The following is a 26,131-nucleotide window of genomic DNA, read 5'->3' on the forward strand; positions in this document are numbered from 1 at the left end:
GATTTTTAGTTATGGTTGGCTAGACCTAACTTTATTATATCAAAGGAGGTTTTGTTTTTTTACTCACCGCTAAAAGCTCTTTAGAACCACCCGCATAGCGGGTGGTATTCATAATACAATTAAAAGGACTAAGTCCTATTCAATACAGGACTCAGTCCTCAAAAGTTGGTTAATTAAATTTTGTCTAACTTTTTGGGGGCAGTTCATATAAGGCTCTTCTTAATATCAGCTTTCTTCTATTAATTGCTTAAGGTTTTGTACTTTAATCAAATTCTCTTTCAATTTCAAGTATTTCTCCTGTATTAGCATCTATTTTTACTTCATACACTCCAGTAGAAGCCCTTATGGTAATTTCATAAACCAATATGCCATGCTCAGTGTCTAGCTCAACTTTTAATACTTCTCCTGGAACATATCTTAAAGCAATTTGGATAGCTTCTGCACCATTAATTTGATGAATTCTCCAATAATTATCCCATGAATTATAGTAATTATCTACCATTATAAGTCTCTCCCTTCTAACTTTTATATAATTACTATATTCAATTACTTAAAAATTTGTGTTTTATAATAGAAATAAGGTTTGTTCCATAACATAATTTTAATCGCTATTATTTTATTTACTTTATCTTACCTCTATCTCTTTTATAACTACTATGTCCCATACATTCCTTTATAGAGTCATGAGCGCCAGTTACCACTATATTTTTATGTCTACGATAAGGACAAGTTATATAGCTGCCTTGTTTTTCATTGTATTTAACTTCACTAGCAGGTAATATAAAGCTGTTTCTACAGACTTTGCATTTACATGTTATATACTATTTCACTATCCTCACTCTTTATAAGTTTTATGTAAGCTTTAATTATCATTTATGAGTAAATCTGTTATGATTACTAATTTGTTATAATAAAAAATTCCACCTAGACAATTATGTGAGATGCTCCTAAACTCTTTTATTAAGTTTACTTTTGCAACACATGATTTTGGTGAAACTTTCCACACTATCATATTAACAGATTTAAAATGAACATATCGAACATATTTAAAGATTTTACAAAAATCTATTATGCATCATCCTTACATTATCTGCTGTATCATTCCCTCATATGTACATAGCTACTCCTTCCCAAGTTAATCCATTTATGTATCTTAAGGTTAATATCCGTCTTATTAAACTATCATCTATATTATTCATATAATCATTTATCTCTTCAACTAAATCAATTAATTCTTCTACTCTTCTGTTTAACTTTCTCTGTAGCCTTTCTATTTTATCATTATGGCTTTTATAGTCTATTCCTCTTATTTTTATGCTATGCTCCACATAAGGAAAATAAGGACTAGATCCTTTTACAGTATCAGTTGTCATAGTAAAATCAATATCTCCTATTTATTTTTTTAATATTTCTATCTCACTTTTTAGGTACCTTAATTGTGATAATTACTTTTTATTCATCTTCCTATCCCTCCTCAAAAAAACAACCCGAGGGTCTAATCTCCTTGGGCTTCTTGAGCCTCTACTGTATTAAATTTATTTATCTTCTTACACCTAGGGCATTTTATTTCTGCTATTCCTTCTATTTCTCCTAATTTCTTTCCACAATATTTACATTTGATTTCTTCCAAAGTTGCCTCCCTTGATTTCAATTCCTGTATATATCAAACATCCGTATTTTCTTAGTTCCGACATGAAAATACCGTAAGATTCATCTCTGAATAATACGGTATTAAAATAAATTATTGATTTCTAATATTTTTATTATCAAATTCTATCTTGTAAAAACTTTATCTCTCAATAAAATTCATCAATTCTTTATTAAATTTATCTCGCTGGTCATAGAATGATCCGTGACCGCTATATTGAAATGGTATAAGCTTCGAATTTTTAATGCCTTGGTTTTGTATTTCACCTAGTTGGAATGGAACAACTTTGTCATGAATGCCATGAATAATTAATGTTGGGACATTTATTGTTCCTAAGTCATGAAATAGTTCTTCACGTAGCCAAGTATTTGCTATGGCAGCAGTTGCCCATCCTGCTGCCTGTAAGCCCAATTGTAAGAACCATTGGGAAAATGGTTCAGTTATATGCTGAAAGAAAAATATATCACCAAAATCGTTTAGCATTTTAGGGCGGTCAGTATATGTTCCCTCAATAATTCTGATCACAGTTTCCTTCTCTAAGCCATAAGGAAAGTTAGGAAGTTTGATAAGACTAGGAGCTGCTGCGGCGAAAAGAGCAAGTTTAGATACCCCATATCCATTATGCCTAGACATATATCTGATAGCAATTGCCCCACCTGTTGAATGACCTGCCAGTATAAAATCTTGTAATTTAAGTGTTTCAACTACACATCTAACATCGTCAGCTAATCGATTGTAGTCGTATCCTCTCCACGGCTTATCTGATTTACCAAATCCTCTTTGATCTATCCCAATACATCTGTATCCATTTTTAGGCAGTTCATTAAACTGATATTCAAATAATTTATGGCTTCCAGGCCAACCATGTAAAAACACAATTGTCTTATAACCTTCTGGATTAAGATCCTCCACATAAATTTTTATGTTTTGCTCTACACTAACATAGTATCCCATCAAAACACCTCCTATAGTTAAATGGCTATATTGACATGCTATTCACTTAAATGATAGTTTATGAATGATTGAGTTAAATTTTCAATACCGTATTATTCAGTTTTCAAAAAACATTATTTATATTTTAAATATCATGTTTACATCTCGTTATCGTCATATTTGCCTCCTATGCTACTATCTCATACAACTTCTTTCTAACCTGCTTAGGTATTCTTTCTTCAACTCTAGAAATACACCTATCTTCAAAGGTTACTTTATTATGCAATTCTAGTACTTTATTTTTATATATTAGCTTTATGCTCTTCTTCATTCAACAAACGTCCTATACGTCTTAAACAAAACTCCAACATCTTGTCCAACTTTATCCCTCCGCTAAATAATTTACATATCTTTATTTTATTACATAGAACCTACTAGACATCCCTTAATATAATGTAGTGTAAATTGCATGAAGAACTAATAGGCATCACTTCTATTCATGCAAATTTACAAATTATAAATAAGGATGTGGTCTTAATGGATAATATAGACGTGAATTCCTCTAGGTATCTTGATCCTGAGCATTTTGATCGTTGCCCTCCTAAAGAAGAAGATGGTCAAACTCACGTTCATGAATTTTTAGGTAGTACTAGATTAGCCGAGCAAGGTGAAGATCGTCATAATCACCGATTTGCAGGGGTTACAAGTGAAGCTATTCCAATACAAGGAGGAGGTCACAAGCATGGGCTATTTACAAACACCGATTTCTTTATAGATCATCTCCATGAACTTGCAACTGAAACTGGTCCTGCTATTCCTGTAGGAGGCGGAAAACATGTTCACTTTGTTACAGCTAGAACCACAATAGACGATGGTCATTTCCATGAAGTTGTCTTTGCTACCTTAATTGAAAATCCTATAGGCTAGAGAGTTACACTGGCAATTTGTCTTATATGTGATATATAAGGCAGATTGCCTTTTACTTAGCTAATCTTAAACTAAACATATCTAACTGTTTGGCTGCTGGCTCTAATTCTCTGTAACACTTAGCTGCATCAAATTCTTTTTTAGCTTGTCTTATTTTGTTAAAAGCTTCATGATTCTTTACCTCCTTTACTTTCTCAATTGCATCTTTAGCGCTTATATTTTCACTAAAATATATTCTTTCAGCTTCTTTAGCTATAGCTGCTATTTCTTTATTATTTATTGTTTATCACTTCTTTTAAAAATAATTAATCTTAAACATTAACACTTTTTCTTCAATCTGCATAAACTGTTAAGGAGAGTTTAAATAAAAAATATTTATCTCAAATCCCTTGTTTTCCACATTATTTTTATACTTAAACATTAACAATTTATTAACAGTACTCATATGTTAATATGAGAGTTCTCGTTCACAATTTTTTATTAGGAGGTATTGGTTATGACGGATGGTCAAGGTCGTGGATTTTTCGGTGATGGATTTTGTATGGATGATTCATTACTATTCTTCTTCTTGCTACTAGTAATTTTATTCTGTAGCTGTGGTGGATTTGGTAGATGCTAAATTGCCACATAGATCGGGGTTCGTCCCCGATTTTTTCTTTTTTGATTATTTTCCATTTCCTTTTTAGAGAAACTTACTTTAAATATTAGCAATTCATTAATAATTTCATACTATATATTAGGAGTTAGGTATTCCCTCCAATAACTCTTTATTTTTTACTCCTCATTTATTAATATGTTAAGGAGGTATCGTCATGGTTGATAAACAAGGTCGTGGTGGATTCTTTGGTGGATGTTTTGATGAATCAATAATATTCATATTTTTAATATTGATAATTTTGTTCTGCTTCTGTTTCTAATGTTACAACCTTTTTATAAAAATCTATTTATATATCACACACTAAAAACCATCTTTTATTACTTTGTAGGAGGTGTTTATTATGACTGACAGAAGATTTGATGATTCTCTATTATTCTTCTTTTTGATATTGGTGATTATATTCTGTAACTGTGATTTCTTCTAATCCATTATGATTGAGTCGGGGCTTGACCCCCCGATTCTTTTATGCCCATCTACTTTTTCCTTTCATCCTTGATATTGCTCCATTCACATATCCTATATATTCCTGTTCTTCAGTATCTTTTGATTTAAAGCAACTTTTATATTTAACATACTTCTTGCATTTACTATGACAGTTGAAATGCCTATTTTCGCAGTACAAACATGGTGAATTCATAGTATCCTCCTATGCTTCTTCTTTTTCTTTTTGCTCCTTTACCTTCTTATAATATTCTTCCCTCTTCCTTCTAGCTATATTCTCCAACTGTTCAGCAGTATATTTTTCAGTTCTCCCTTCAAAGTTATGAAATTTAGTTTTTCTAGTCTGAACTTTATTTCCGCTATAGTACTATATATGATAAACAAACATATACTCATCTATTTTCCATTTAATTGAGACAGTGAAAGAGCTTCAAGTAATAAATTTACTTGCCCTTAAGTGAAATGACATAGATTTCATAAATAAGAGTTTGACTGTTGATGAATCTTTGGTGGTAAATGAAAATAAAAATGAGTTGATATTTAAAGAACCTAAAAGCGAAAGTAAAAATAGGATTATTTCTTTATCTGATTAACCTATAGCTATATTGAAAAAACACGAAACTCAACAAAATGAGCAGAAACTAAAATTAGGGAAAATTTACACTGATAATGACTTAGCTTTTGTAGCTGATAACAGACAACCTATCAACCCTTCAACTTTTTCCAAGATGTTTGGAAATATGATAAGAGAAAGTGAATTGCCCCATATAATGCTCATGATCTAAGGCATACTAATGCCCCAAGGCTCATGAGCATTGGGATATCTGCTAAAGTGGTTTCTGAAAGATTAGACCATTCTAATATATCGATTACATTAGATACTTATTTTCATGTATTACAAGATGCACAGAAAGAAGCAGCTGAAAAAATAGACAATTTCTTTAGTTCTACTAAGTAAAAAATACCTACTAAAATAGTCGGGTTTGCAAAATGTTTGCATTTTAAAGTTTTTTAGTGTATAATAAGAATTGTTAAAAACAATAAAATTACTATATTTTTGTCCTAACCAGGGGTATAGTGGTCGGAGAATATAACGGGATGTGGCGCAGCATGGTAGCGCACAAGTCTGGGGGACTTGGGGTCGCTGGTTCAAATCCAGTCATCCCGACCAAATTATAAAAAGGTAGAAAAATTCTACCTTTTTTCTTTATCTTTTATTTATATTATAATACAGATTAACCCTCCACTACCATCATTAATAATCCTTTCTAAAGTTCTTCTGATTTTCTGTCTAGCATCTTCTGGCATAGTGCTTAATTTTCCTTGAAGTTGTTCATTTACTAAATCATACAGAGACTTACCAAATATATTTGATTGCCAAATCTTTGTTGGATCTTCTTCAAATTCACTTAAGAAATATTGTACTAATTCTTCACTCTGTTTTTCTGTACCAATTAAAGGAGATACCTCAGTAGTTATATCTGCCCTCAATAAATGTAGTGAAGGAGCCTTGGCTTTTAACTTTACTCCAAAACGGTTACCTTGACGATATATTTCAGGCTCTGCTAATTCCAATTCTTCTAGACTCGGACTAACTAATCCATAACCAATTTCTTTAGCTTCAGTTAAAGCTTTTTCAATTTTATCATATGCCTTTTTAGTTTGAGCTAGCTTAGAAACAAGACCTAGAATTTGATGATCTCCTTCTATAGTATAACCTGTCATTTCATTAAGTATCTTATAAAATAGCCCTTCTTCTATAACTACATCTGAATATACTACTCCTTCCCCAAGATTTATTTGTTTTAAATTGATCTCTTTAATAATATCTAATTGATTTAAGGGATTTAAACAGTTGGTAACTTCGTTTAATTTTTGTAAAGTTTGTATAGACTCTTTTAGAGACTCTAAAATATTTGATTTAATCCAATGATTTCTTGGAAGCCCTTCTATCCATCCAGGTAAATTTATGTTTACCTCTTTTACAGGAAACTCTAATAAAAGTTTTTCAAACAATTTCTCTACATCGTCTATTTCCATGTTTAAACAGTCTACAGCTACTACAGATACACCATATTTTTCTTCTAAACTTTCCCTTAATGCTATAGTGCTATCTAAATTAGGATGTTTAGAATTTAATATTATTAAGAAAGGTTTCTCTAATTCCTTTAACTCTTTAACCACTCTTTCTTCAGACTTAATATAGTTGGATCTTTCTATATCTGTAATAGATCCATCAGTAGTAATTACTATACCAATAGTAGAGTGGTCTGCTATAACCTTTCTTGTACCTATTTCTGCTGCTTCTTCAAAAGGTATTTCTTTTTCATACCAAGGAGTAGTAACCATCCGTGGAATATCATTTTCTTCATGACCTAATGCACCTTTAACTAAATAGCCAACGCAATCTACCATTCTAACTTTAAATTTTACATTATCCTTTAAAGTTAGCTCAACGGCTTCATTAGGAACGAATTTAGGTTCAGTAGTCATTATAGTTTTACCTGCACCACTTAAGGGCAGTTCATCTTTTGCTCTTTCCTTCTTATGTCTGTTATCAATATTCGGTAAAACTAATAGTTCCATAAATCTTTTAATAAATGTAGATTTGCCCGTTCTGACTGGTCCGACTATTCCTGCATAAATATCGCCATCAGTACGTTCTGCAATATCTTTGTATATGTCAAATCTCTCCACTTTCCTTCCCCCCTTACGAGATTATTATAAGAAATAACATTACTTAACATTATATATATACGTTTGGACTCAAAGAATATTACAAGCTTATGAAAAAAACCTGCTAAAATTAGCAGGTTACCAAGATATATTTTTATCTATAATTACATCTTCCATCTCATGTTTTCTATCTCTTAACATTAAATTTATTACAGAATTTTTAACATCTTTCCCTTCATAAAGTACTCCATAAATTTCTTTAGTTATAGGCATTATAACTCCATACTTTTCAGCAAGCTCATAAGCAGACTTTGTAGTCTTTATACCTTCAACTACCATTCCAACAGTCTTAATAGATTGTTCTAAAGTCTTACCTTCACCTATTAGTATACCAGCTCTCCTATTTCTACTATGCATACTAGTACAAGTTACAATCAAATCTCCTATTCCTGATAATCCAGCAAAGGTAGATGTATTAGCACCCATTTTTTCTCCCAATCTTGCCATTTCTATAATTCCTCTAGTCATCAATGCAGCTTTAGTATTATCTCCACACTCTAAACCGTCAGATATTCCAGCTCCTAAAGCTATAACATTTTTTAAAGATCCTCCTAACTCTACACCAACTACATCAGGATTGGTGTAAACTCTGAAGAAAGGTGTTATAAACAGATCTTGAACAAATTCTGCTACTGTTTTATCTTCAGATGCAGATACTACAGTAGTAGGCATATTCTTTGCCACCTCTTCTGCATGAGAAGGTCCAGAAAGGATAGAATACTTATTTTGTGGTAATATCTCTTTTACTATTTCAGATATTCTTAGTAAGCTGTCATTTTCAATTCCTTTAGCAACATTTACAATAATTTGATCTTTATTTATATATCTTTTACAATTGTATAAAGTTTCTCTAACTCCATGAGTAGGTACTGATAAAAGTATAACATCCTTATTAAAGCTTACCTTTTCTAAATCATTCGTTACCTTTAAGTTAGAGGGCAATTTTACATTGGGTAAATATTTCTTGTTTTCTCTGCTATTTTCTATTTCTTCTACTTGTAACTTATCTCTAAGCCACATTTCCACTTGATATCCTTTTTCCGATAACAGAATCGCCAAAGCAGTACCCCAACTACCTCCACCAATTACCCCTATTTTTTCAGTCATAATAAAAAGTCACCTGCCTATTCTACCTTTTCTCCCAGTTTGTATTCTTTACCTTTTGCTAACCTTTCTATATTTGCTCTATGTCTAAAGATAGCTAAAATTGCTAAAAATAATGTTGTTAAAAAAAATTCTCTATTGAAGGGTCTATTGACTATAGAACCTATAATAGGTGTTATAGCTGCTGCTACAATTGAGCCTAAAGACACATATCTTGTTTTATATATTATAAAGGCGCCTATTAATATACATATAATTCCTGTGGGCCAATGAAGAAAGAATATAACTCCTAAGGAGGTAGCTATTCCTTTACCTCCTTTAAAATTTAAAAATATCGGCCAATTATGTCCTAAAACTACAAATATCCCCCCTAATAAACTACCATTATAGCCCATAAGCTTATAACCAACAAATGTAGCTAATATTCCTTTAGTTACATCTAAAATAAAAGCCAATGCTCCTATTCTTTTACCAAAAGTCCTTAAAGCATTAGTAGCTCCTGCATTACCACTACCATGCTCTCTAATATCTACTTTCCTTAAAATTTTTCCTAAAATATAAGCAGAAGAGAAATTACCAATCAAATAGGATATAGATACAACCATTAAAAGTTGTTTCAAATTAATCACCCTTTTCTCTAAACTCAAATTGGAGTGGTACTCCTGCAAAACCAAAATGTTGTCTTATCTGATTTTCTAAATATCTTTGGTAAGAAAAATGAACAAGTTCTTTGTTTTTTACAAATATTACAAACTTAGGTGGTCTAACGGCTACCTGAGTTCCATAATATATTTTTAATCTTACTCCCTTATCAGACGGTGGCTGATTAAGAAGAACTGCTTCATTTATAATATCATTTAATACACCTGTACTTATCCTTAAATTATAATTGTTATTTACTATATTTATAAGATCGAATAGCTTATTAATTCTTTGTCCAGTTTTAGCAGAAATAAATACAATAGGTGCATAGTTTATAAACCCTAAAGTTTCTCTTATTTCTTTTTCATACTGCAAATAAGTTTTATCTCCTTTTTCTACCAGATCCCACTTATTAACAGCTATAATAATAGCTTTACCATTATCATGGGCATAGCCAGCAATCTTAGTATCCTGCTCTGTTACACCCTCTGTTGCATCTATAACTAAAATACAAATATCTGACCTATCTACAGCAGTTAATGTTCTTACTACACTGTATCTTTCAATTTTTTCGGAAATATTCCTTTTTCTTCTTAATCCTGCCGTATCTATAAAAACATATCTTTCATCTCCATAATTAAAAAATGTATCTATAGCGTCTCTAGTTGTTCCAGGAATATTTGTGACAATTACTCTTTCTTCTCCTAAAATGTTGTTGATCAATGATGATTTTCCCACATTAGGTTTTCCCACAAGAGCTACTTTAATCAAATCTTCATCATATTCAGTATCCTTGTTTTCAGGAAAATGTTCTACAATTTCATCTAATAAGTCTCCAATACCTAACCCTTGTTCTCCTGAAATAACTATAGGATCTCCCAATCCTAATTCATAAAATTCAAATATTTCATTAGGAGTTTTAGGTGTATCAATTTTATTGCAAGCTAAAAGAACTTCTTTTCCTGACTTTCTTAAAATATTACCGATTTCTCTATCTGTAGAAGTAAGCCCATCTAACCCATCTACAACGAATAATATTACATCAGCAGTATCAATAGCTATCTCAGCTTGTTTTTTAATATTACTCATTATAGTATCTTCATTTTCTGGCTCTAGTCCTCCAGTATCTATTAAAGTAAAATACTTATTTAACCATTCAGCCTCTGCATATATTCTATCTCTAGTTACTCCGGGTTTATCCTCCGTTATAGCTATTCTTTTTCCAACAATTTTATTAAACAAAGTTGACTTTCCAACATTAGGTCTTCCAACTATGCAAACTATAGGTCTATCCATTTAATCACCTCTTATTTCTTTAGTATTTCAATTATTTCCTTACCTGATACTTCTGAAGGAATCACCGATACTTCTAACTCCTTACTAATATCTTCTACAGTTAAGTTATCTAAAAATATATCCTCATCCCTTTTTAACATAGATTTAGGAATTATTACACCACTAATATCTTTATAACTCTTTAACTGCTCAATTAGATCTTGACCTGTTACAAGCCCTGATACTGTAATAGTGTGCCCGAAAAAATTGTTAATTATAGGAACTACCTGAAGGTCTAATCCAACAAACTTTTTAATTATCTTCTCTCTTATATTACTCATAAAATCATATGCCAATGTTCCAGTAGCTAAAATATATTTCTTGTTAACATTGATAGGAACCTTTATATTATTTAATTCTTTATCTATTTCATATTCAAAAGATTTCATTAGACCTACTCCATTTTCTAATTGAGGAAATCCTTCGTACTCTTCGTAGTCAGGTGATTTTCTTCCAGATAAAGCAAAAAATTCATCAGAAGCGAATACAAATCTAGTATTTAAAGCTTCTAAGAAATATTTTTGTTTTTTATCAATATAATCTAAAAGCTCTTCTGCAGTTTCTTTATTAAATGGCTTTACTTTATAAAGATTTTCTCTATATTTAGTTATACCTACAGGCACAACTGCTACACTTTCTATGGTAGGGTATAGTTTAGATAAATCTTCTAATGTTCTTTCTAGTTCTATTCCATCATTTACTCCAGGTACTAGAACTATTTGACAGTTTACTTGAAGATTAGCCTCATTAAATCTCTTCAATATATTTAATATTTTTCCTGCGTTTTTATTATTCAACATTTTAACTCTTAGATCTGGATTAGTGGTATGAACACTAACATTAATAGGACTTAATCTATAATTTATAATTCTATCTATTTCCTCGTCACTCATATTAGTTAAAGTAACAAAATTACCTTGAAGAAATGATAATCTTGAATCGTCATCTTTAAAATACAAGGTTTCTCTCATATTTGGAGGTAATTGATCTATAAAGCAAAACATACAATTATTTCTACAACTTCTAGCCTTATCTATTAAAGGATTGGTAAACAATATACCCAGATCCTCATCAAAATCTTTCTCTATTTCAAACTCCCAAATTTCACCATTTAATTTTTCTATAGCCACTACTACATAATCATCAGATATTAGATACTTATAATCTATTATATCTTTTACTTTATTATCATTAATAGATAATAATATATCTCCAGGCTCAATTTCAAGTTCTTCCGCAATGCTTCCTTCTATTACTTTTTCTATGATATTTTTGTCTTCTGTTAACTTTTTCAATTCCATATTTTTCTTTCCACCTTTTTTGTCCAAGCTTAATATTATTCTAATATAGTAAAATATATATGTAAATAGCTAGAACCAATATCCTTTGATTATATTCCCACGCTAAATTATTTATATACCATTACAAATAGGTAAGCCTACAGAATCTTCTGTAGGCTTGTTTACTAATTAATATAGTGGAAACCTATCACATAACTTAATTACTCTTTCTAAAATCGGTTCTCTATCATTACTTTCATTTAAAGCTAAATTCATTATTTCTGCTATTTCTCTCATTTCATCTTCTTTCATTCCACGAGTTGTCATTGCTGGAGTTCCTATTCTTATACCACTAGTTACAAAAGGACTTTCTGGATCAAAAGGTATTGTATTCTTATTAGTAGTAACACCAACTGCATCTAATAAAGCTTCTGCTTTCTTACCAGTTAATCCTTTGTTTCTAACGTCTATTAAAATTAAGTGATTATCTGTTCCTCCTGAAACTAATCTAAATCCTTTTTCTATTAAAGCTTCAGCTAATGCTTTAGAATTGGCAATAGTTTGTTTTTGATAGTCTATAAAATCCTCTTCTAAAGCTTCTCCAAAGGCTACTGCTTTAGCTGCTATAACATGCATTAAAGGTCCACCTTGTATCCCAGGGAATATAGCTTTATCTACTATCTTAGCATATTCTTCTTTACATAATATAGCTCCTCCACGAGGTCCTCTTAATGTTTTATGAGTTGTAGTTGTCACAAAGTCTGCATAAGGCACTGGACTTGGATGTAATCCTGCCGCTACTAATCCTGCTATATGCGCCATATCTACCATTAAGTAAGCCTGTATCTCATCAGCTATTTCTCTAAACTTTTTAAAATCAATTATTCTTGGATAAGCACTAGCACCAGCTACAATCATCTTTGGTTTCTCTCTTAAGGCAATTTCTCTTACTTCATCATAATCTATAGTTTCTGTTTCTTTATTTACGCCATAAGATATAAAATTGAAATAAACACCAGAAATATTAACAGGACTACCGTGAGTTAAGTGTCCACCTTGTGATAAGTTCATTCCTAATACCTTATCTTCTGGTTTTAATACTGAGAAATAAACACCTAAATTTGCATTAGATCCTGAATGAGGTTGAACATTAGCATGATCTGCATTAAATAACTTTTTAAGTCTGTCTCTAGCTAAATCTTCAGCTAAATCTACACAATCACATCCCCCATAGTATCTTTTTCTTGGATATCCCTCTGCATACTTATTTGTCAACTGACTTCCCATAGCTTCCATTACTTGTGGAGTAACAAAATTTTCAGAAGCAATTAACTCAATATGCTTTCTCTGCCTATTTGTTTCCATTTCAACTATATTCATTACTTCAGGGTCATATTTTTTTAAATTTGTAAAATCCATTTTTTCAGTCTCCCTTCATTCTAAAATATAATTCAATGGTATTTGATTAATTAAGAAATAATACTATAATATAATCAAGTAAACCCGTTAACAACTTACATTATCATTATATAGATATTTCATCATATTTACAAGAATATTAAATTTTGGAGGTGAAAAAATGGAGCAAAATGAAAAAAATGATAGAAAAGAAGTAAAGAAACTATTAGTTTTAGCAATATTAGCAGGAAAAATTATGTTAAAGAATGGAGCAGAAACCTATAGAGTAGAAGATACTATTGAAAGAATTTGTAAATCAAGAAAAAATATTAAATATGTAGATGCCTTTGTTACCCCAACAGGAATCTTTCTTTCACTAGAATACAATGAAGAAGTAATGACATATTTACAAAGAATAAAAACTATTTCTATAGATTTAAATAAAATTAATTTAGTAAATGAATTTTCTCGAAAATTTGTTAATTCCTCAATGTCTATAGATGAAGCTTTAATAGAATTGAAAAAAATTGATAAAATACATACTTATAAACTATTATCTAAAGTTTGTTTTGGAAGTATGGCTTGTGCTTTTTTCTCTTTATTATTTGGAGGGACTTTTCTAGATTTTATTTCAAGTTATTTAGTTAGTTTTACAGTATTATTTACTTTAAACAAAATTGATAAGCTAGATTTAACTTTTTTCCTTAGAAATTTTGTTGGTGCTCTTTTAGCATCACTCCTATCCTTCTTGGCAGTAAAACTTGGTATTGGAGAAAATATGGATAAAATTATCATAGGTTCTATAATGTCTTTAGTTCCAGGTGTATCAATAACTAATGCTATTAGAGATACTATGTCTGGTGATTATGTTTCTGGATTATCTAGAGGTATGGAAGCTATTTTTTCTGCTTTAGCTATAGCCTTTGGTGTAGGTATACTGCTTAATTTTTACCTTAGGGGGGTTATATAAATGGAAGTATTAAAACAATTTATTTTATCTTTTTTATCGACTATTGGATTTGCAGTATTATTTAGTATTCCAAAGGATTCTATAGGAAGATCTGGATTTGTTGGAGCTACTGGATGGGTAGTGTATTTTTTAACCTATAATCTATTACAAGGAAAAGTAGCAGGCACATTTTGTGCAGCACTATCTGTAGGTATTTTAGGAGAAATATTGGCACGATATTATAAAAAACCAGCAACGGTTTATATAATACCAGGAATAGTTCCTCTGGTACCCGGTGCTGGAATGTATTATACCATGTTGGCCTTAGTTGAAAAAGATTTTTTAATGGCAGCTAATACAGGTACTGAAACCTTATTTATTGCTGCTTCTATTTCAGTAGGTATAATAATATCTACGACTCTCTCTAGATCCATAAAAAGGGTTAGACAGAAAGATTAGTTTTGTTTAGTGTATTTTAACATGGTGTCTACTAATTTGTCTAAAGCTTCTTCTTCAGTAGCTCCGTCTAAATAACTTTTTAAACAATTCTTCATATAATTTTCTAATATTAATCCACCTACACTATTCAATGCAGCTCTTGCAGCTGCAATTTGGATTAATATATCTCCACAAAACTTTTCTTCTTCTACCATTTTTTGTATTCCCTTAATTTGTCCTTCTACTCTTCTAAGCCGTTTAATAATAGCATCATTGTCTTTAGTCTTTAAAGTCAACCCATTTTCCTCCCTTTAAATATTATAAAATTCTAAGTATCTCCATGGTGTCCTCTTCCTTTTTTTCTATTATCTTATCAATCTTCTTTACTATAAAATAGGAACCACCTAGAAAAATTAAACCGATTAAAAAGCTTATCATTTCATAATTGGCTATTTGTAATTTTTTCAACACTTCCATACTTATTACAATACCTACTAGTAGCATTATAAAGGGAATCATGTAAACTATCATAGCATACTTTAATATATTTTTAGTTTTACCTTTAATCTCTACATAATCTCCTACCTTTGCATTAACTGTATTAGGTAAGTTTACTATATGGGCTGGTTTATTACAAGCTCCACCACAACTTTTACAATTATCACCGCAAGCAGAAATTCTTTTAACAGCTACTTCCACTTTTTCTCCATTTACTTTTTTTACAAAACCTACTTGTTCCATAATATCACCTCCTATAAAGCTATATCCTTTATAACCTCAGAAGCAATTATCAATCCAACTACAGAAGGAACAAAAGCAATACTACCGGGTACAGCTTTTCTTAAATGTGAATTTTCTAGATTTACTTTTTTAGGTACTTCTTCAGACCAAACTACCTTAAGACTTTCTATTTCTCTTTTTCTAAGCTCATTTCTCATTACTTTAGCTAAAGGGCAAACCTTAGTGCTATAAATATCTCCTATCTTAAACATAGTGGGATTAAGTTTATTTCCTGCTCCCATAGAGCTTATAATGGGTATACCTATTTCTTTACATTTAACAATTAAGTCTATTTTTGAAGAAATCATATCTATTGCATCTATTACATAGTCATAAGAAGGTTTAAGAAGCTTTTCTCTAGTTTCTTCATTATATTTTTCCTTATATATAATAACATTTGTCTCCGGATTAATGTCCAAAAGCCTATCTCTCATAACCTCTACCTTTGGTAGTCCTACAGTTTTATTAGTGGCATGAATTTGCCTGTTAATATTAGTTATATCTATTATATCATAATCTATTAAAACAATGTTACCTAAACCAGTTCTCACCAAAGCTTCAGCAGCAAAAGATCCTACACCACCAACTCCAAACACAGCTACAGTAGCTTTACTTAGCTTTTCCATACCATCTGTACCTAATAGCAGTTCACTTCTTATAAATTGATTACTCATTACATTCTCCTTCCAAATATACAGTCTTAATAGCAAGGAAATAATTTACTTCCTTGCTATTAAACTCTTAATCCATGATTAAAATAGTATTATTCTAAATCTAATTTTACATGAACTTCTTCTAATTGTTTTTCTGAAACTGTAGTTGGTGCATTAGTCATTAAACAAGTTGCAGATTGGGTTTTAGGAAAAGCTATAACATCTCGAATATTTGTACTATTAGTAAGTAACATTATAAGTCTATCGAAACCGTAAGCAATTCCTCCATGAGGTGGTGTACCATATTTAAATGCTTCAAGCAAGAATCCAAATTTGTTCCAAGCCTCTTCTTCACTAAATCCTAAAGCCTTAAACATATTTTTTTGAAGATCTGGATTATTGATTCTAATACTTCCTCCACCCATTTCATCTCCATTAATAACTATATCATAAGCTTTAGCCCTAACTTTCTCTGGTTCAGTTTCAAGTAAATCAATATCTTCTTCCATTGGATGAGTAAATGGATGGTGTTTAGCCACGTATCTGCCTTCTTCTTCATCATATTCAAATAAAGGGAATTCTGTTATCCATACTAACTTTAAATCATCTTTTTCAATAATGTCTAATCGCTTAGCTACTTCATTTCTTAAATTGCCTAGACTATCAAATACAACAGAGGATTTATCGGCTACAAATAAAATTAAATCACCTTTATCTCCTTCCATTCTTTCTAATATATTCTTCATTTCTTCTTCACTAAAAAATTTGGCTATAGGTGATGTAATTCCTTCTTCTGTAATTTTAATCCAAGCCAATCCTTTAGCACCAAAAGTTTTTACATAATCTTCTAAGCTTGAAATATCTTTTCTAGTGAATTTATCACCATAGCCTTTGACGTTTATTCCTCTAACAGAACCTTGATTTTCTATAGTACTGCTAAATACTTTAAAACCGCAGTTGGCCACAAGATCTGATATATCCTTTAATTCAAATCCAAATCGTAAATCTGGCTTATCTACTCCAAACCTCTCCATAGCTTCCTTATATGTCATTCTCTTTATTGGTAGTTCTATCTCTATTCCTTTGATCTCTTTAAAAAGATTATAAAGAAGCTTTTCATTAATAGAAATTACATCTTCTACATCTACAAAGGACATTTCAATATCTACTTGAGTAAACTCAGGTTGTCTATTGGCTCTTAAGTCTTCATCCCTAAAACACTTTACTATTTGGTAATATCTATCCATACCAGCTACCATTAAAAGTTGTTTCATTAATTGTGGAGATTGAGGTAATGCATAGAATTCTCCTGGATTAACCCTACTAGGAACTAAATAGTCTCTAGCTCCTTCTGGAGTTGGTTTTGTCAGCATTGGAGTTTCTATTTCTACAAAATTATTTTCATCTAAGAAATCCCTAATAACTTTTGCAGTTTTATGTCTCAGTTTTAGGTTTTCCTGCATTGAAGGCTTTCTTAAATCTAAATATCTATATTTTAATCTCATTGATTCAGAAACATTATCTTCATCCTTAATATAAATAGGTGTTGTTTCTGCTTCATCTAATATCTTTAATTCTTCTGCCAATATTTCTACCTCTCCGGTAGGAATCTCTTTGTTAATTGATTGTCTTATTCTTACTTTACCTCTTACTGCCAATACATATTCAGACCTAATTTTTTCAGCTTTTGCGAATATTTCATCTAATACAGTGTTGTCAAATACTATTTGTGAAATACCTGTAGTATCTCTTAAATCTACAAATATTAAGGAACCTAAATTCCTTTCTCTTTGTACCCATCCCATTAACACTACTTCTTCACCCTTATGTTCTGGTCTTAAATCTCCACACATATGAGTTCTTCTCAAATTTCCCATTTTCTCTCTCATAAAATTACCTCCTCAAAAAATAATAAGTCCCCTCATCTCTGATATTCAGGGACGAGAGGATCATCTCGCGGTGCCACCCTAATTAGGTACTTTCCTCACTCTAAAATTATAACGCATTTCTGCGAACTAATCCTTTCAGATTATTTACTCAAAGATGTCTTCAATAAATATCAGTATCGGATTTCCACCACCACCGACTCTCTATTACTAAGGGATCTACCTACTATTCCTTATCTTCGTATTAATTATGTTTTTATCCATTATAAAATAAAAAATATATAGTGTCAAGGATTGAAGTAGATAATAATAAGTTTTACATTATCTTATCATGCTTCAAAAATCTGGGTAATACACTGAACATCATCAATGACTCTTTCATTCTCTATATAATCAATGTTATTATTGGCATAATAGTTATGCCAGAAACCTATTGCAGGTTTGTTTTCTGCTAATTGTGCTATAATATATTTGCCTTTATATTTTTCTAATAATTTATTTATAGCTTCAGTTCCAAGACCTTTTTTTCTGTAACTTTTTAAAATAAAAAATTCATGTACGCAAAAATCCACATTTTTAGGTACAAATTTTCCTGAATTCAAAAGAATAAATCCTGCTAGATTTTCTTTAGAATATATGAAAAAAGGTTTTAAATCTTCTTCTTTGAAATAGAATTCTATTCCCTCATATTCAAATAACCCTGTATCACCTATTTTTAGATCATTAGTATATTCAGATAAATCATGTAAATATAAAGTCATCAAATTTTTAAAAACACTTTCTGATTCATATGTAATTGGAACTAATTTTACTCTATTTTCAATCATATATATTCCCCCTATCAATAGCATTATATCATGTTGTAACATTAATACCTATATCCTATATCTTATTTAATTAACATTTTAAATGATAAATATTATTATAATTGGGTATTTATTAATAAATTTAAATATTATTTCAGGAGTGAATAGTTAATGGAAACATTAAGTTTATTTGAAAAAATAATTTCTCAGTCTAAAGACATAAATAACTTACCTACATTATCTGAAATATTTGAAGAGTTAGAGAATCAAGCAAAGATAAATAACTATGATTATGATGAAGAAACAGATAAAATGTTTGATAATTGGAATGAATCTAAAATCACATTGTTGGATGGCTCTCAGATAGAATTAATCGCCTATAAAACTTGTATATTACATTCTTTTCATGATATTGAAAGAGAATATTCCTATAGAATTGGTGACAATTTATATCTTTGTGCAAGTTGTCTTACAATTTTAGTAGAGCATAAATATTTATGTGAAAAATACTATACTTACAGTTCTGAAAATTTGCTTTTCCCTAAAAAATGGGATAAAAATAGAGTAATTCTTTGGATTCGAAATTCAGAAAAAAGGCAAGAAGAATACTTTTCAAGAAGAAATAACTATTTAAATTATCAATACGATTATTTTAACGATGAAGATGATAATTATGACGATGAAGATTATTTCAATAATGAAGAATACATATTGTTTCAAGAAGAAGTAAATAAAATTAAAGAAGAGAGAAATAATATATGGAAACAAGAAGAATGTCAAATTCTCTATAAAAAGCTTATTGATTATGCTGGTGGTTCATTACATTTAAAAAAATCTCAATTACAACAAGCTAAAGATATGGCAATTTCAGCAATCCAAAAAAATAAAACTCCAGACTTTAAAAAACTAAAAAATAGAGTAGAACAAGAAAATGAAAAAGATTTAAAACGAAAGAAAAAGAAACAAATGAAAAAGGAACGACAAGGAAACTAGTAGTAGGGAGTCTGGATCAAGTCAGGCTCCCTACTTATATACCTTTTTTATTTAATTGCTTCTTTTAATTTATCTCCAAACTCTTTTTCAATATATAAATCATTTAGCCCCCAAAATTCTTTAAATTTTATATATGATTCTACAGCTTTCTCATTATTCATACCATCAGCTTTTATTGCCCTTATTAATATATTTTTAGGAGTATGTTCCATATCAATAAATTCAAGTAACTGTACTTGATACCCTAGTATTTCTAGTACATTAGCTCTAAGGCTATCTGTCACTAAAGATGATAACTTTTCTTTTATTATTCCATGGCTTAACATTGGTTCTAATATTGGATTTTGAATTTTATCATAAAATTCATGCTGGCAACATGGCACTGAAAGTATAGCCTCAGCTTCCCAATTTACAGCTTTTACTAATGCTGCATCAGTAGCAGTATCACAAGCATGTAGTGTTACCACCATATCCACTTTGTCAAAATCATTATAATCTTTAATATCGCCATGTATAAATTTGAGTCTATTATAATTTAAATCCATAGCTACTTCGTTGCAAAAATTAATTACATCTCTTTTTAAATCAAGTCCTATTATATTTACATCTAAATTTAATACATTTACTAGATAATGATATAATGCAAAAGTTAAATAAGATTTTCCGCATCCAAAATCTATAATATTTAACCCTTTATCTGTCTTTATTTTTGGAATAACATCAACTACCATTTCTAAAAATCTATTTATCTGTCTAAATTTATCATATCTCTTTGAAAGAACCTTTCCATTCTCATTCATTACTCCAAGCCTTATAAGGAAATCACAGGGCTCTCCATCTTCTATTATATAAGTCTTTTTTCTATTATGAGATAAATATACTTTCTCTTTTGTAGGTTTCTTTTTTAATATTGTTACTTTTTCTCTCTTACTTATTAATATATGGTAGTCTGATTCTTTTGCAAAAATTACACCTTGTTTAAAATTTTCATCTAAAAGGTTTACTATTTCATTAATTGATTCAGCAAGCTCTAGATTCTTATGTAATACCTTATTTTTATAATTATAGGCAAACTGAAGTTTCATATTACCTTTTATAAGCACTGGTTTTATAGTAACCTTATTAAAGTTATTCTCATCTTTCTTCCTAACACCACTAAGTACTGCATATATAATTTCTTCATTTAATATAATGTCATTTAGTAATTTTATAACCTCATTCATCTTTATATCTCCTTAATATCATTTAAAATTTTATTCTCAAAATACGCAATAGCAATATTTTTAGTCTTTCATAATTCTTTCAATTTCCTTTAATACAAATTCAGTATATTCATTATCCTTGGCTACCTTACCAATACTATAAAAGTGCATGTAAATCAGTACAGTACAATAATTTAATGCTTTCTTATCATATGAACCATATTTATTATAGCCTTCCAAAAAAGCTTCCCGTTCAACTCTAGTTTTCATAAATCTTTGTAATGGCCGTAAAATCAATGCCCAGGCAATGTCAAATTCTTTCCACCCTACACCACATAGTTCCCAATCCAATACGGAAGAAATATTTCCATCTTTCCATAATATATTTGCATAATGATGGTCTCCATGTATAAAAGTCATTGTTTTAGCCAAAGGTTCGTTTTCAGCCAGCCAATCACCTGCTTTTATAAGGTTAAATTTCTTTAAATATTCATCATCAGGATGAAAATGAAATTTTCTTGGCTTTACATTATCCCAACTTAAATCTAATGAGTGAATTTTTCCAAGATTCTCCCCGAATTTAGGCATATAATGTAAAGATTGATCAAGAATTTCATTTTCTTCATATATAGAAAGTATGTTAGATAGTCGCTTTCCTTGGACTTCTAATGTGGCTATAAATGGATACTTATATTTTATATTACTATCAATAATCTGAGGCACTAATATATTCGAATTGCTAAGTTTATTAATAGCTTCTATTTCATTTTCAATATCTGCACCAATTTGACGAGATACCTTTAAATAAAAATTAATCAGCTCTCCATTTTTTATACCACTACATTGAAATACATCATTTCCTGCATGGGGATAGCCATCTACCGATAAAAGTTTTATATCCTTCGATAAAGGAATCAAGAAAGAATCTATTATTGGCTCTCTCCATTTTTTTATTCCCATATTAATTTCTCCCAACTATATCTTTAAAATTCATTATAGTATACAAGTCTAAAATAATCTTATATGTTTAAACCATATTCTAAGCTTATACACTTTTTTCTCAATGAAATTTCGATTATCTAGCAATAAATCAAACTTACATAATTCAGCTATATAATCAACTACTTCATATATTGTCATTTTATCTGTATTTATATGTTCCTTAAAAACAGGACTACTTAGAGCATTTAGACACCTATCAATTTGCCTAGCAGGCCATGAATTTTTCCCATCGCCTCTTTTCCTTAGTCTTTTAAGTAAAGTTTCTTTGCTTGCCATCAAGGTAAAATGCTTAATATCAACGCCTTTCTGCTGTAGCCTTCCTATTATTTCATTATAATAAATTTCACTTGTAATAGTCATAGGAACAATAATAATACCATTATGATTATTAATAAAATATTCAAGCATTTGATAATTAAATTGTCTCCACATAGGGAAATCTTGAAAATCGTTTAATTTCAATTTCTTAGGTACATTATCTCGAATAAAATATCCAACTTCTTCTGGATCATATACATATGAGTTCTTTAATCGTCTATTCAATTCATAAGCTACATTTGTTTTTCCACTACCAAATGCTCCGTTAATCCAAACAATCATAGTTACCTCCAAGTATTTATCATATATTATTTATTTATTTTTTATAAATTTAAATTAGGAACATTTATCCAATACCTTTGAACAATATTACCATCTTCTTCAATAACTTCATTTTCTAATATTCCACCATTAGCAAGTATAGTCCTAGCTGATGCTATATTATCCTTATCACATGTAACAAGTACTCTTTTAATACCAATCTCTTTACATTTTTCTAGTGCCATTTTAAGCATCATCTTTGCATATCCTTTTTTTCTTTCTGCTGGGCGAATCCCATATCCTATATGACCTCCTGTACTTAGCAAATCATCATTTAAATAATGACGTATGCTAATTGCTCCGAGAATTTTCTCATCACTATTTATTAAAAAATATGTGTCTGAAGAAACATATCCAGACGGACATGTATCTTTATTTCTACAAGATTTAATATAATTCAGCCAAGTAATATAATCCATCTCTCTTCTTTTAATTACACCAGGGTATATTCTTCCTCCAACATTTATCCATTCATTCATCATATTAATATATGCAGCTTCATGTTCTTCAGATGGCAATACTAAATATACTCTATCCAAACTCATTTACCTCCCCTTTCAAATTTTCCTTTTCTGTATCTAAATTTGTTCAATAATTCAGAATTTCTGATAGAAAAGTTCATTTATAAATCTAATCTTTTCTTAAAACATACCAAATATCATCGCCAATAAATCCACAACTTCTATATAATCTTTCAGCATTCGTTTTATTATCTAATTCCCCAGAAACTGTAGTGAAATCAGCATACTGACCTAGACGTTTTAATAATTCAATAACAAGCACTTTTCCCAATTTATTGCCATGGTAATCAGGAAGTACCTGAACCCACTCCAGAGTCCCTTCCTTAATATTTATATCTAGTTCAGCTATTCCGAGAGCAACTGGTTTTTCTCTTTTTTTATCTATTACCCATATCCATAAATTCTTCTGAAATACATGATGTCTTGTCCATTTAGTTACTTCTTTTACGCTAGGTTTAATATTATCATAGCAATGACATATTAATTCTGAGACCATATGTAATTCTGAATCAATATTAACATCTCTAATATAATAATCATCTGAAATCTTAATATCTGGAATATCTCTATTATTATGTATCAATTTAAAATATGCTTTTACACTTGAAAATTTTTCTTTCAAATTATCATTGAGTTGTCTCTCATGGACAACCATCATCTTAAATAGATTTATATCTTTTTCATCTATATCAATATAATTTTTATCTCTATCCCAAAATGTATACAACATATTGCTATTCCAAAGCTTTAGATTTTTAACCTCATCATCTTCTAATATAAAATTACTATTAAAATTATTAATCTGCACTAGTGTTTTCCATAAAGCATTTGGTAGTATTCTACATGGATTTTTAATATAAATATTTGTTAGTGCTTCTGAAAATGATTCTATTCCCATTTTAACACTCCTTCAAATAACTAATTAATAATCATTATTTAGATTATATAGTACTTTATCGATAATTACTTAAAATTTAATAATAAAAAATAGATAGTCTTTGAACCGACCCCCAAAAGTTAGATTTTTAATCTGACTTTTGGGGGTCACCTTACTTCGCTACCTACTTTCTTATATTCTATCATGTATTATGAAATCTTAACTATAATGTTTATATTCTATTTTCATACCAATATACTATATTATCATCCTCAGTACACTTAGCTCCCGATGATTCATATAAGTTTACTGCTGGAATATTTGATTTATTAGTTATAAGAAACATTTTTGAAAGTTCTCTCGTATCACAAATCATCTTCATTTGATTCATCAGTTCTTTCCCAATTCCCATCCTTCTATATTCCTCTAGTATACCTACCTCATGGATGTACATCATATTGTTTTTATCATCATAACGATTTAATTCATATCCTAGTACAAAGCCAATTACTCTTTCGTTATGGTCAAGACAAACGACTAAGTAATTTTGGCTGTTCTTTAAAAACTTTTTAGCTTTTTCTGCCACTGTTTCAATTGAACGAAAATCTTTTACCATTTCTATAACTTTATTAAAATCATTGACATTTAATCGTCTATACTCCATGTTATCCTCCAAATATTTAATACTTCAATTCTTTCATACTCACAAACTCAGCGCCATCAAATTCAAATCTAATAATATAGGGCATAATAGGTCTAATTCTTTCAAAATCTTCATATCCAAAATTTGGATTAAAATACTTGATTATAGTGCTTAATGCTGTACCATGTGTTCCAACTACAATATTTTCTCCTCTATTTTTTTCTAGGATTTCATATAATGCATTAATATTTCTCACTTGAACTTCTTTTAAATTCTCTCCACCTTCCAGCTTATAACCAAAATCTTCCCATTGTCTCATTGCAAAGTTGGTAAAATCATCTACCCATGTACCAATATTTCTCTCTCTCAGATCATATACTAATCTAATCTCTAATCCAATTGAATCAGCAAAACTTTTTATAGTATCCACTGCTCTTTTAAATGGACTTGAATATATTCTAGATATAGATTTATTCTCCAAATAATTTTTTATTTTAATACTGTCTATAATTCCTCTTTCCGTCAGAGGTCTTGTCATATCATCTTTAATCTTAATATCTGGTTCAGCATGTCTCACAAAATATATCTTCGTCATCATAATTATTATTTCTCCTATTAACGCTTTGATATTGTCTAGATAATATTTCCCTATCATCTATGATTGATAGTTTTTGTATAAAAGAAATCTTAGAGAGCCATCTGATTTTTAACCTTATCATTTTATAATTTTTTCATAATTCTTTATAAAATAGCTTAACTGGTGTTTTTCTTCAAAACCTACTTTTTTATATAAGTTAATTGCCTTCTCATTTTTTAAATTAACACAAAGTGTAATAGAATCTATAGAATTAAATGAAAATAACCATTTTAGTCCCATAGTTAATAGCTTACTTCCTATTCCTTTACCTCTATAAGATTCATTAACTGCAAAAAATTCTATATTTCCCTCTCCAAATTCAGGCTCAGCTTCAACATAAATATAACCTGCTAATTTATTGTTTTCTTTACATATAAATACTTTTCTATCCATATTTAATCTTTCTATTATCTCATTACCACTATAATAAGTGTTAGGAAAAACTTTATCATGAAGTTCTTTCATGAACTCGTAATCATCATTAGTCAATTCTATTAATGGCCTTTCTCCTAAATTTTTTATATTACTTCTCTCAAATTCCAATATAATTTCTTCACTAATTTTGCTGAAACCAAGAGTATTTGCTAATTCTAAGCAATTTATATTTTCATTGTTAATAAACATACTTATTAACTTTATTTCTTTTGGAAGTAATTTTAACATCCTATTCCATATTTCAGTTACAATATTCCATTTTCCTTCTTTAATAAAAGGTCCCCATATTTCAGCAGTATTCCTTTCAATATCTGCATCAAATCCTAATACACCAATTATCTCATCTTTTTCTGTGGCAATTAAAAAGCTTCTATCAAATGTAATATCTGTTACATCCTCTATTAATGAATTTTCTATTTCCTCACTATCATTGCCACAGTAAGCAATATGATTTTCTTCTTTTCTATTTAGTTCTGCTATAAAATTACTAATTTTCTTTATATCCTCTTTTTTAGCTAAGGTAAACTCTATCATCATATAGATCTCCTAATCTTTATTCATTTAATAC

Annotated in this window: 31 protein-coding genes, 1 tRNA gene and 1 other annotated feature; of the genes, 7 read left to right on the forward strand and 25 right to left on the reverse strand. The window is 29.8% G+C overall.

Annotated features, from left to right (window positions below):
* Positions 1 to 262: 262 nt before the first annotated feature.
* The 5 genes from KQI42_RS16375 to KQI42_RS16390 all read right to left on the reverse strand — a co-directional run bounded on the left by KQI42_RS16375 (position 263) and on the right by KQI42_RS16390 (position 2,912).
* Positions 263 to 502 (reverse strand): PepSY domain-containing protein, encoded by a 240-nt coding sequence (locus tag KQI42_RS16375; RefSeq protein WP_216521302.1) that lies wholly within the window; start codon positions 500 to 502, stop codon positions 263 to 265.
* Positions 503 to 1,106: 604 nt separating this feature from the next.
* Positions 1,107 to 1,373 (reverse strand): hypothetical protein, encoded by a 267-nt coding sequence (locus KQI42_RS16380; RefSeq protein ID WP_216521303.1) that lies wholly within the window; start codon positions 1,371 to 1,373, stop codon positions 1,107 to 1,109.
* A gap of 122 nt (positions 1,374 to 1,495) precedes the next feature.
* A complete protein-coding gene (locus KQI42_RS21495; protein WP_281420488.1) occupies positions 1,496 to 1,630 on the reverse strand; it encodes a hypothetical protein in 135 nt (44 codons plus the stop codon).
* A gap of 159 nt (positions 1,631 to 1,789) precedes the next feature.
* Positions 1,790 to 2,602 carry an alpha/beta fold hydrolase gene (locus KQI42_RS16385; protein WP_216521304.1) on the reverse strand — a complete coding sequence of 271 codons (813 nt, stop codon included), beginning with the start codon at positions 2,600 to 2,602 and terminating at the stop codon, positions 1,790 to 1,792.
* A gap of 166 nt (positions 2,603 to 2,768) precedes the next feature.
* Complete coding sequence (locus KQI42_RS16390) at positions 2,769 to 2,912, reverse strand: hypothetical protein (protein WP_216521305.1); 144 nt, start codon at positions 2,910 to 2,912, stop codon at positions 2,769 to 2,771.
* A 206-nt stretch (positions 2,913 to 3,118) separates the two neighbouring features.
* On the opposite strand from KQI42_RS16390, the gene KQI42_RS16395 reads away from it, so the two are divergent.
* Together KQI42_RS16395 and KQI42_RS21500 are read left to right on the forward strand one after the other, a co-directional pair.
* Complete coding sequence (locus KQI42_RS16395; RefSeq protein ID WP_246566706.1) at positions 3,119 to 3,508, forward strand: YmaF family protein; 390 nt, start codon at positions 3,119 to 3,121, stop codon at positions 3,506 to 3,508.
* Between the two features lie 496 nt (positions 3,509 to 4,004).
* On the forward strand, positions 4,005 to 4,127 hold the full coding sequence (locus KQI42_RS21500; RefSeq protein WP_281420489.1) for a hypothetical protein: 123 nt from the start codon (positions 4,005 to 4,007) through the stop codon (positions 4,125 to 4,127).
* 502 nt (positions 4,128 to 4,629) lie between these two features.
* On the opposite strand, the gene KQI42_RS16400 is transcribed toward KQI42_RS21500, so the two are convergent.
* Positions 4,630 to 4,803 (reverse strand): hypothetical protein, encoded by a 174-nt coding sequence (locus KQI42_RS16400; protein ID WP_216521307.1) that lies wholly within the window; start codon positions 4,801 to 4,803, stop codon positions 4,630 to 4,632.
* A gap of 561 nt (positions 4,804 to 5,364) precedes the next feature.
* On the opposite strand from KQI42_RS16400, the gene KQI42_RS16405 reads away from it, so the two are divergent.
* A complete protein-coding gene (locus KQI42_RS16405) occupies positions 5,365 to 5,565 on the forward strand; it encodes a tyrosine-type recombinase/integrase (RefSeq protein WP_343231711.1) in 201 nt (66 codons plus the stop codon).
* Positions 5,566 to 5,701: 136 nt separating this feature from the next.
* A tRNA-Pro gene (locus KQI42_RS16410) sits at positions 5,702 to 5,778 on the forward strand.
* A gap of 47 nt (positions 5,779 to 5,825) precedes the next feature.
* On the opposite strand, the gene spoIVA is transcribed toward KQI42_RS16410, so the two are convergent.
* From spoIVA to glyA, 6 genes are all read right to left on the reverse strand, one after another.
* A complete protein-coding gene (gene spoIVA, locus KQI42_RS16415; protein WP_216521309.1) occupies positions 5,826 to 7,304 on the reverse strand; it encodes a stage IV sporulation protein A in 1,479 nt (492 codons plus the stop codon).
* A gap of 117 nt (positions 7,305 to 7,421) precedes the next feature.
* Positions 7,422 to 8,450 carry an NAD(P)H-dependent glycerol-3-phosphate dehydrogenase gene (locus KQI42_RS16420; RefSeq protein WP_216521312.1) on the reverse strand — a complete coding sequence of 343 codons (1,029 nt, stop codon included), beginning with the start codon at positions 8,448 to 8,450 and terminating at the stop codon, positions 7,422 to 7,424.
* A gap of 17 nt (positions 8,451 to 8,467) precedes the next feature.
* Positions 8,468 to 9,076, reverse strand: a complete 609-nt coding sequence (plsY, locus tag KQI42_RS16425; protein ID WP_343231709.1) for a glycerol-3-phosphate 1-O-acyltransferase PlsY — start codon at positions 9,074 to 9,076, stop codon at positions 8,468 to 8,470.
* Complete coding sequence (gene der / locus KQI42_RS16430; RefSeq protein WP_216521316.1) at positions 9,069 to 10,385, reverse strand: ribosome biogenesis GTPase Der; 1,317 nt, start codon at positions 10,383 to 10,385, stop codon at positions 9,069 to 9,071. Before der ends, plsY begins: the two co-directional genes overlap by 8 nt.
* A gap of 11 nt (positions 10,386 to 10,396) precedes the next feature.
* On the reverse strand, positions 10,397 to 11,725 hold the full coding sequence (locus KQI42_RS16435; protein WP_216521321.1) for a DUF512 domain-containing protein: 1,329 nt from the start codon (positions 11,723 to 11,725) through the stop codon (positions 10,397 to 10,399).
* A 168-nt stretch (positions 11,726 to 11,893) separates the two neighbouring features.
* Positions 11,894 to 13,123, reverse strand: a complete 1,230-nt coding sequence (gene glyA, locus KQI42_RS16440; RefSeq protein WP_216521322.1) for a serine hydroxymethyltransferase — start codon at positions 13,121 to 13,123, stop codon at positions 11,894 to 11,896.
* Between the two features lie 160 nt (positions 13,124 to 13,283).
* Here glyA and KQI42_RS16445 point away from each other — a divergent pair, with 160 nt between their 5' ends.
* Positions 13,284 to 14,072, forward strand: coding sequence for a threonine/serine exporter family protein (locus KQI42_RS16445; RefSeq protein WP_216521323.1), 789 nt, complete (start codon positions 13,284 to 13,286; stop codon positions 14,070 to 14,072).
* The gene (locus tag KQI42_RS16450; RefSeq protein WP_216521325.1) at positions 14,073 to 14,510 is read left to right on the forward strand and encodes a threonine/serine exporter family protein; all 438 of its coding nucleotides are present in this window, start codon (positions 14,073 to 14,075) and stop codon (positions 14,508 to 14,510) included.
* Here the strand turns inward: KQI42_RS16450 and KQI42_RS16455 are convergent.
* The 5 genes from KQI42_RS16455 to KQI42_RS16475 form a co-directional block, all read right to left on the reverse strand.
* Positions 14,507 to 14,785, reverse strand: a complete 279-nt coding sequence (locus KQI42_RS16455; RefSeq protein ID WP_216521327.1) for a metal-sensitive transcriptional regulator — start codon at positions 14,783 to 14,785, stop codon at positions 14,507 to 14,509. The genes KQI42_RS16450 and KQI42_RS16455 overlap by 4 nt on opposite strands.
* 22 nt (positions 14,786 to 14,807) lie before the next feature.
* Positions 14,808 to 15,230: a SoxR reducing system RseC family protein gene (locus KQI42_RS16460; RefSeq protein ID WP_216521329.1), complete on the reverse strand. Its 423-nt coding sequence runs from the start codon at positions 15,228 to 15,230 to the stop codon at positions 14,808 to 14,810.
* An 11-nt stretch (positions 15,231 to 15,241) separates the two neighbouring features.
* On the reverse strand, positions 15,242 to 15,943 hold the full coding sequence (locus KQI42_RS16465; protein WP_216521331.1) for a tRNA threonylcarbamoyladenosine dehydratase: 702 nt from the start codon (positions 15,941 to 15,943) through the stop codon (positions 15,242 to 15,244).
* 89 nt (positions 15,944 to 16,032) lie between these two features.
* Positions 16,033 to 17,811 (reverse strand): aspartate--tRNA ligase, encoded by a 1,779-nt coding sequence (aspS, locus tag KQI42_RS16470; protein WP_216521333.1) that lies wholly within the window; start codon positions 17,809 to 17,811, stop codon positions 16,033 to 16,035.
* Between the two features lie 44 nt (positions 17,812 to 17,855).
* Positions 17,856 to 18,057, reverse strand: a binding site (T-box leader).
* 80 nt (positions 18,058 to 18,137) lie between these two features.
* Entirely contained in the window at positions 18,138 to 18,635 is a 498-nt protein-coding gene (locus KQI42_RS16475; protein ID WP_216521335.1) for a GNAT family N-acetyltransferase, read from the reverse strand.
* A gap of 150 nt (positions 18,636 to 18,785) precedes the next feature.
* Here KQI42_RS16475 and KQI42_RS16480 point away from each other — a divergent pair, with 150 nt between their 5' ends.
* Positions 18,786 to 19,607, forward strand: a complete 822-nt coding sequence (locus KQI42_RS16480; protein ID WP_216521336.1) for a hypothetical protein — start codon at positions 18,786 to 18,788, stop codon at positions 19,605 to 19,607.
* 47 nt (positions 19,608 to 19,654) lie between these two features.
* On the opposite strand, the gene KQI42_RS16485 is transcribed toward KQI42_RS16480, so the two are convergent.
* The 8 genes from KQI42_RS16485 to KQI42_RS16520 all read right to left on the reverse strand — a co-directional run bounded on the left by KQI42_RS16485 (position 19,655) and on the right by KQI42_RS16520 (position 26,097).
* Complete coding sequence (locus tag KQI42_RS16485; RefSeq protein ID WP_216521337.1) at positions 19,655 to 20,830, reverse strand: class I SAM-dependent methyltransferase; 1,176 nt, start codon at positions 20,828 to 20,830, stop codon at positions 19,655 to 19,657.
* 60 nt (positions 20,831 to 20,890) lie between these two features.
* Positions 20,891 to 21,769 (reverse strand): phosphotransferase family protein, encoded by an 879-nt coding sequence (locus KQI42_RS16490; protein WP_216521338.1) that lies wholly within the window; start codon positions 21,767 to 21,769, stop codon positions 20,891 to 20,893.
* Between the two features lie 48 nt (positions 21,770 to 21,817).
* Positions 21,818 to 22,411: an AAA family ATPase gene (locus tag KQI42_RS16495; RefSeq protein ID WP_216521340.1), complete on the reverse strand. Its 594-nt coding sequence runs from the start codon at positions 22,409 to 22,411 to the stop codon at positions 21,818 to 21,820.
* A 41-nt stretch (positions 22,412 to 22,452) separates the two neighbouring features.
* Positions 22,453 to 22,989 (reverse strand): GNAT family N-acetyltransferase, encoded by a 537-nt coding sequence (locus tag KQI42_RS16500; RefSeq protein ID WP_216521342.1) that lies wholly within the window; start codon positions 22,987 to 22,989, stop codon positions 22,453 to 22,455.
* 91 nt (positions 22,990 to 23,080) lie between these two features.
* A complete protein-coding gene (locus tag KQI42_RS16505; RefSeq protein ID WP_216521344.1) occupies positions 23,081 to 23,869 on the reverse strand; it encodes a GNAT family N-acetyltransferase in 789 nt (262 codons plus the stop codon).
* 211 nt (positions 23,870 to 24,080) lie between these two features.
* Positions 24,081 to 24,512 carry a GNAT family N-acetyltransferase gene (locus KQI42_RS16510; protein WP_216521346.1) on the reverse strand — a complete coding sequence of 144 codons (432 nt, stop codon included), beginning with the start codon at positions 24,510 to 24,512 and terminating at the stop codon, positions 24,081 to 24,083.
* A 16-nt stretch (positions 24,513 to 24,528) separates the two neighbouring features.
* Positions 24,529 to 25,089, reverse strand: a complete 561-nt coding sequence (locus tag KQI42_RS16515; protein WP_216521348.1) for a histidine phosphatase family protein — start codon at positions 25,087 to 25,089, stop codon at positions 24,529 to 24,531.
* 117 nt (positions 25,090 to 25,206) lie between these two features.
* Positions 25,207 to 26,097 carry a GNAT family N-acetyltransferase gene (locus KQI42_RS16520; protein WP_216521352.1) on the reverse strand — a complete coding sequence of 297 codons (891 nt, stop codon included), beginning with the start codon at positions 26,095 to 26,097 and terminating at the stop codon, positions 25,207 to 25,209.
* Positions 26,098 to 26,131: the final 34 nt, after the last annotated feature.

This window comes from Tissierella simiarum (assembly GCF_018917865.1).
Taxonomy (GTDB): domain Bacteria; phylum Bacillota; class Clostridia; order Tissierellales; family Tissierellaceae; genus Tissierella_C; species Tissierella_C simiarum.

Excerpts from the sequence above, each read along its gene's own strand:
- KQI42_RS16375 (WP_216521302.1), bottom strand. The coding sequence starts at position 502 with ATGGTAGATAATTACTATAATTCATGGGATAATTATTGGAGAATTCAT.
- KQI42_RS16380 (WP_216521303.1), bottom strand. The coding sequence starts at position 1,373 with ATGACAACTGATACTGTAAAAGGATCTAGTCCTTATTTTCCTTATGTG.
- KQI42_RS16385 (WP_216521304.1), bottom strand. The coding sequence starts at position 2,602 with ATGGGATACTATGTTAGTGTAGAGCAAAACATAAAAATTTATGTGGAG.
- KQI42_RS16390 (WP_216521305.1), bottom strand. The coding sequence starts at position 2,912 with ATGAAGAAGAGCATAAAGCTAATATATAAAAATAAAGTACTAGAATTG.
- KQI42_RS16395 (WP_246566706.1), top strand. The coding sequence starts at position 3,119 with ATGGATAATATAGACGTGAATTCCTCTAGGTATCTTGATCCTGAGCAT.
- KQI42_RS21500 (WP_281420489.1), top strand. The coding sequence starts at position 4,005 with ATGACGGATGGTCAAGGTCGTGGATTTTTCGGTGATGGATTTTGTATG.
- KQI42_RS16400 (WP_216521307.1), bottom strand. The coding sequence starts at position 4,803 with ATGAATTCACCATGTTTGTACTGCGAAAATAGGCATTTCAACTGTCAT.
- KQI42_RS16420 (WP_216521312.1), bottom strand. The coding sequence starts at position 8,450 with ATGACTGAAAAAATAGGGGTAATTGGTGGAGGTAGTTGGGGTACTGCT.
- der (WP_216521316.1), bottom strand. The coding sequence starts at position 10,385 with ATGGATAGACCTATAGTTTGCATAGTTGGAAGACCTAATGTTGGAAAG.
- KQI42_RS16435 (WP_216521321.1), bottom strand. The coding sequence starts at position 11,725 with ATGGAATTGAAAAAGTTAACAGAAGACAAAAATATCATAGAAAAAGTA.
- glyA (WP_216521322.1), bottom strand. The coding sequence starts at position 13,123 with ATGGATTTTACAAATTTAAAAAAATATGACCCTGAAGTAATGAATATA.
- KQI42_RS16445 (WP_216521323.1), top strand. The coding sequence starts at position 13,284 with ATGGAGCAAAATGAAAAAAATGATAGAAAAGAAGTAAAGAAACTATTA.
- KQI42_RS16450 (WP_216521325.1), top strand. The coding sequence starts at position 14,073 with ATGGAAGTATTAAAACAATTTATTTTATCTTTTTTATCGACTATTGGA.
- KQI42_RS16460 (WP_216521329.1), bottom strand. The coding sequence starts at position 15,230 with ATGGAACAAGTAGGTTTTGTAAAAAAAGTAAATGGAGAAAAAGTGGAA.
- KQI42_RS16465 (WP_216521331.1), bottom strand. The coding sequence starts at position 15,943 with ATGAGTAATCAATTTATAAGAAGTGAACTGCTATTAGGTACAGATGGT.
- aspS (WP_216521333.1), bottom strand. The coding sequence starts at position 17,811 with ATGAGAGAGAAAATGGGAAATTTGAGAAGAACTCATATGTGTGGAGAT.
- KQI42_RS16475 (WP_216521335.1), bottom strand. The coding sequence starts at position 18,635 with ATGATTGAAAATAGAGTAAAATTAGTTCCAATTACATATGAATCAGAA.
- KQI42_RS16480 (WP_216521336.1), top strand. The coding sequence starts at position 18,786 with ATGGAAACATTAAGTTTATTTGAAAAAATAATTTCTCAGTCTAAAGAC.
- KQI42_RS16485 (WP_216521337.1), bottom strand. The coding sequence starts at position 20,830 with ATGAATGAGGTTATAAAATTACTAAATGACATTATATTAAATGAAGAA.
- KQI42_RS16490 (WP_216521338.1), bottom strand. The coding sequence starts at position 21,769 with ATGGGAATAAAAAAATGGAGAGAGCCAATAATAGATTCTTTCTTGATT.
- KQI42_RS16495 (WP_216521340.1), bottom strand. The coding sequence starts at position 22,411 with ATGATTGTTTGGATTAACGGAGCATTTGGTAGTGGAAAAACAAATGTA.
- KQI42_RS16505 (WP_216521344.1), bottom strand. The coding sequence starts at position 23,869 with ATGGGAATAGAATCATTTTCAGAAGCACTAACAAATATTTATATTAAA.
- KQI42_RS16510 (WP_216521346.1), bottom strand. The coding sequence starts at position 24,512 with ATGGAGTATAGACGATTAAATGTCAATGATTTTAATAAAGTTATAGAA.
- KQI42_RS16515 (WP_216521348.1), bottom strand. The coding sequence starts at position 25,089 with ATGATGACGAAGATATATTTTGTGAGACATGCTGAACCAGATATTAAG.
- KQI42_RS16520 (WP_216521352.1), bottom strand. The coding sequence starts at position 26,097 with ATGATAGAGTTTACCTTAGCTAAAAAAGAGGATATAAAGAAAATTAGT.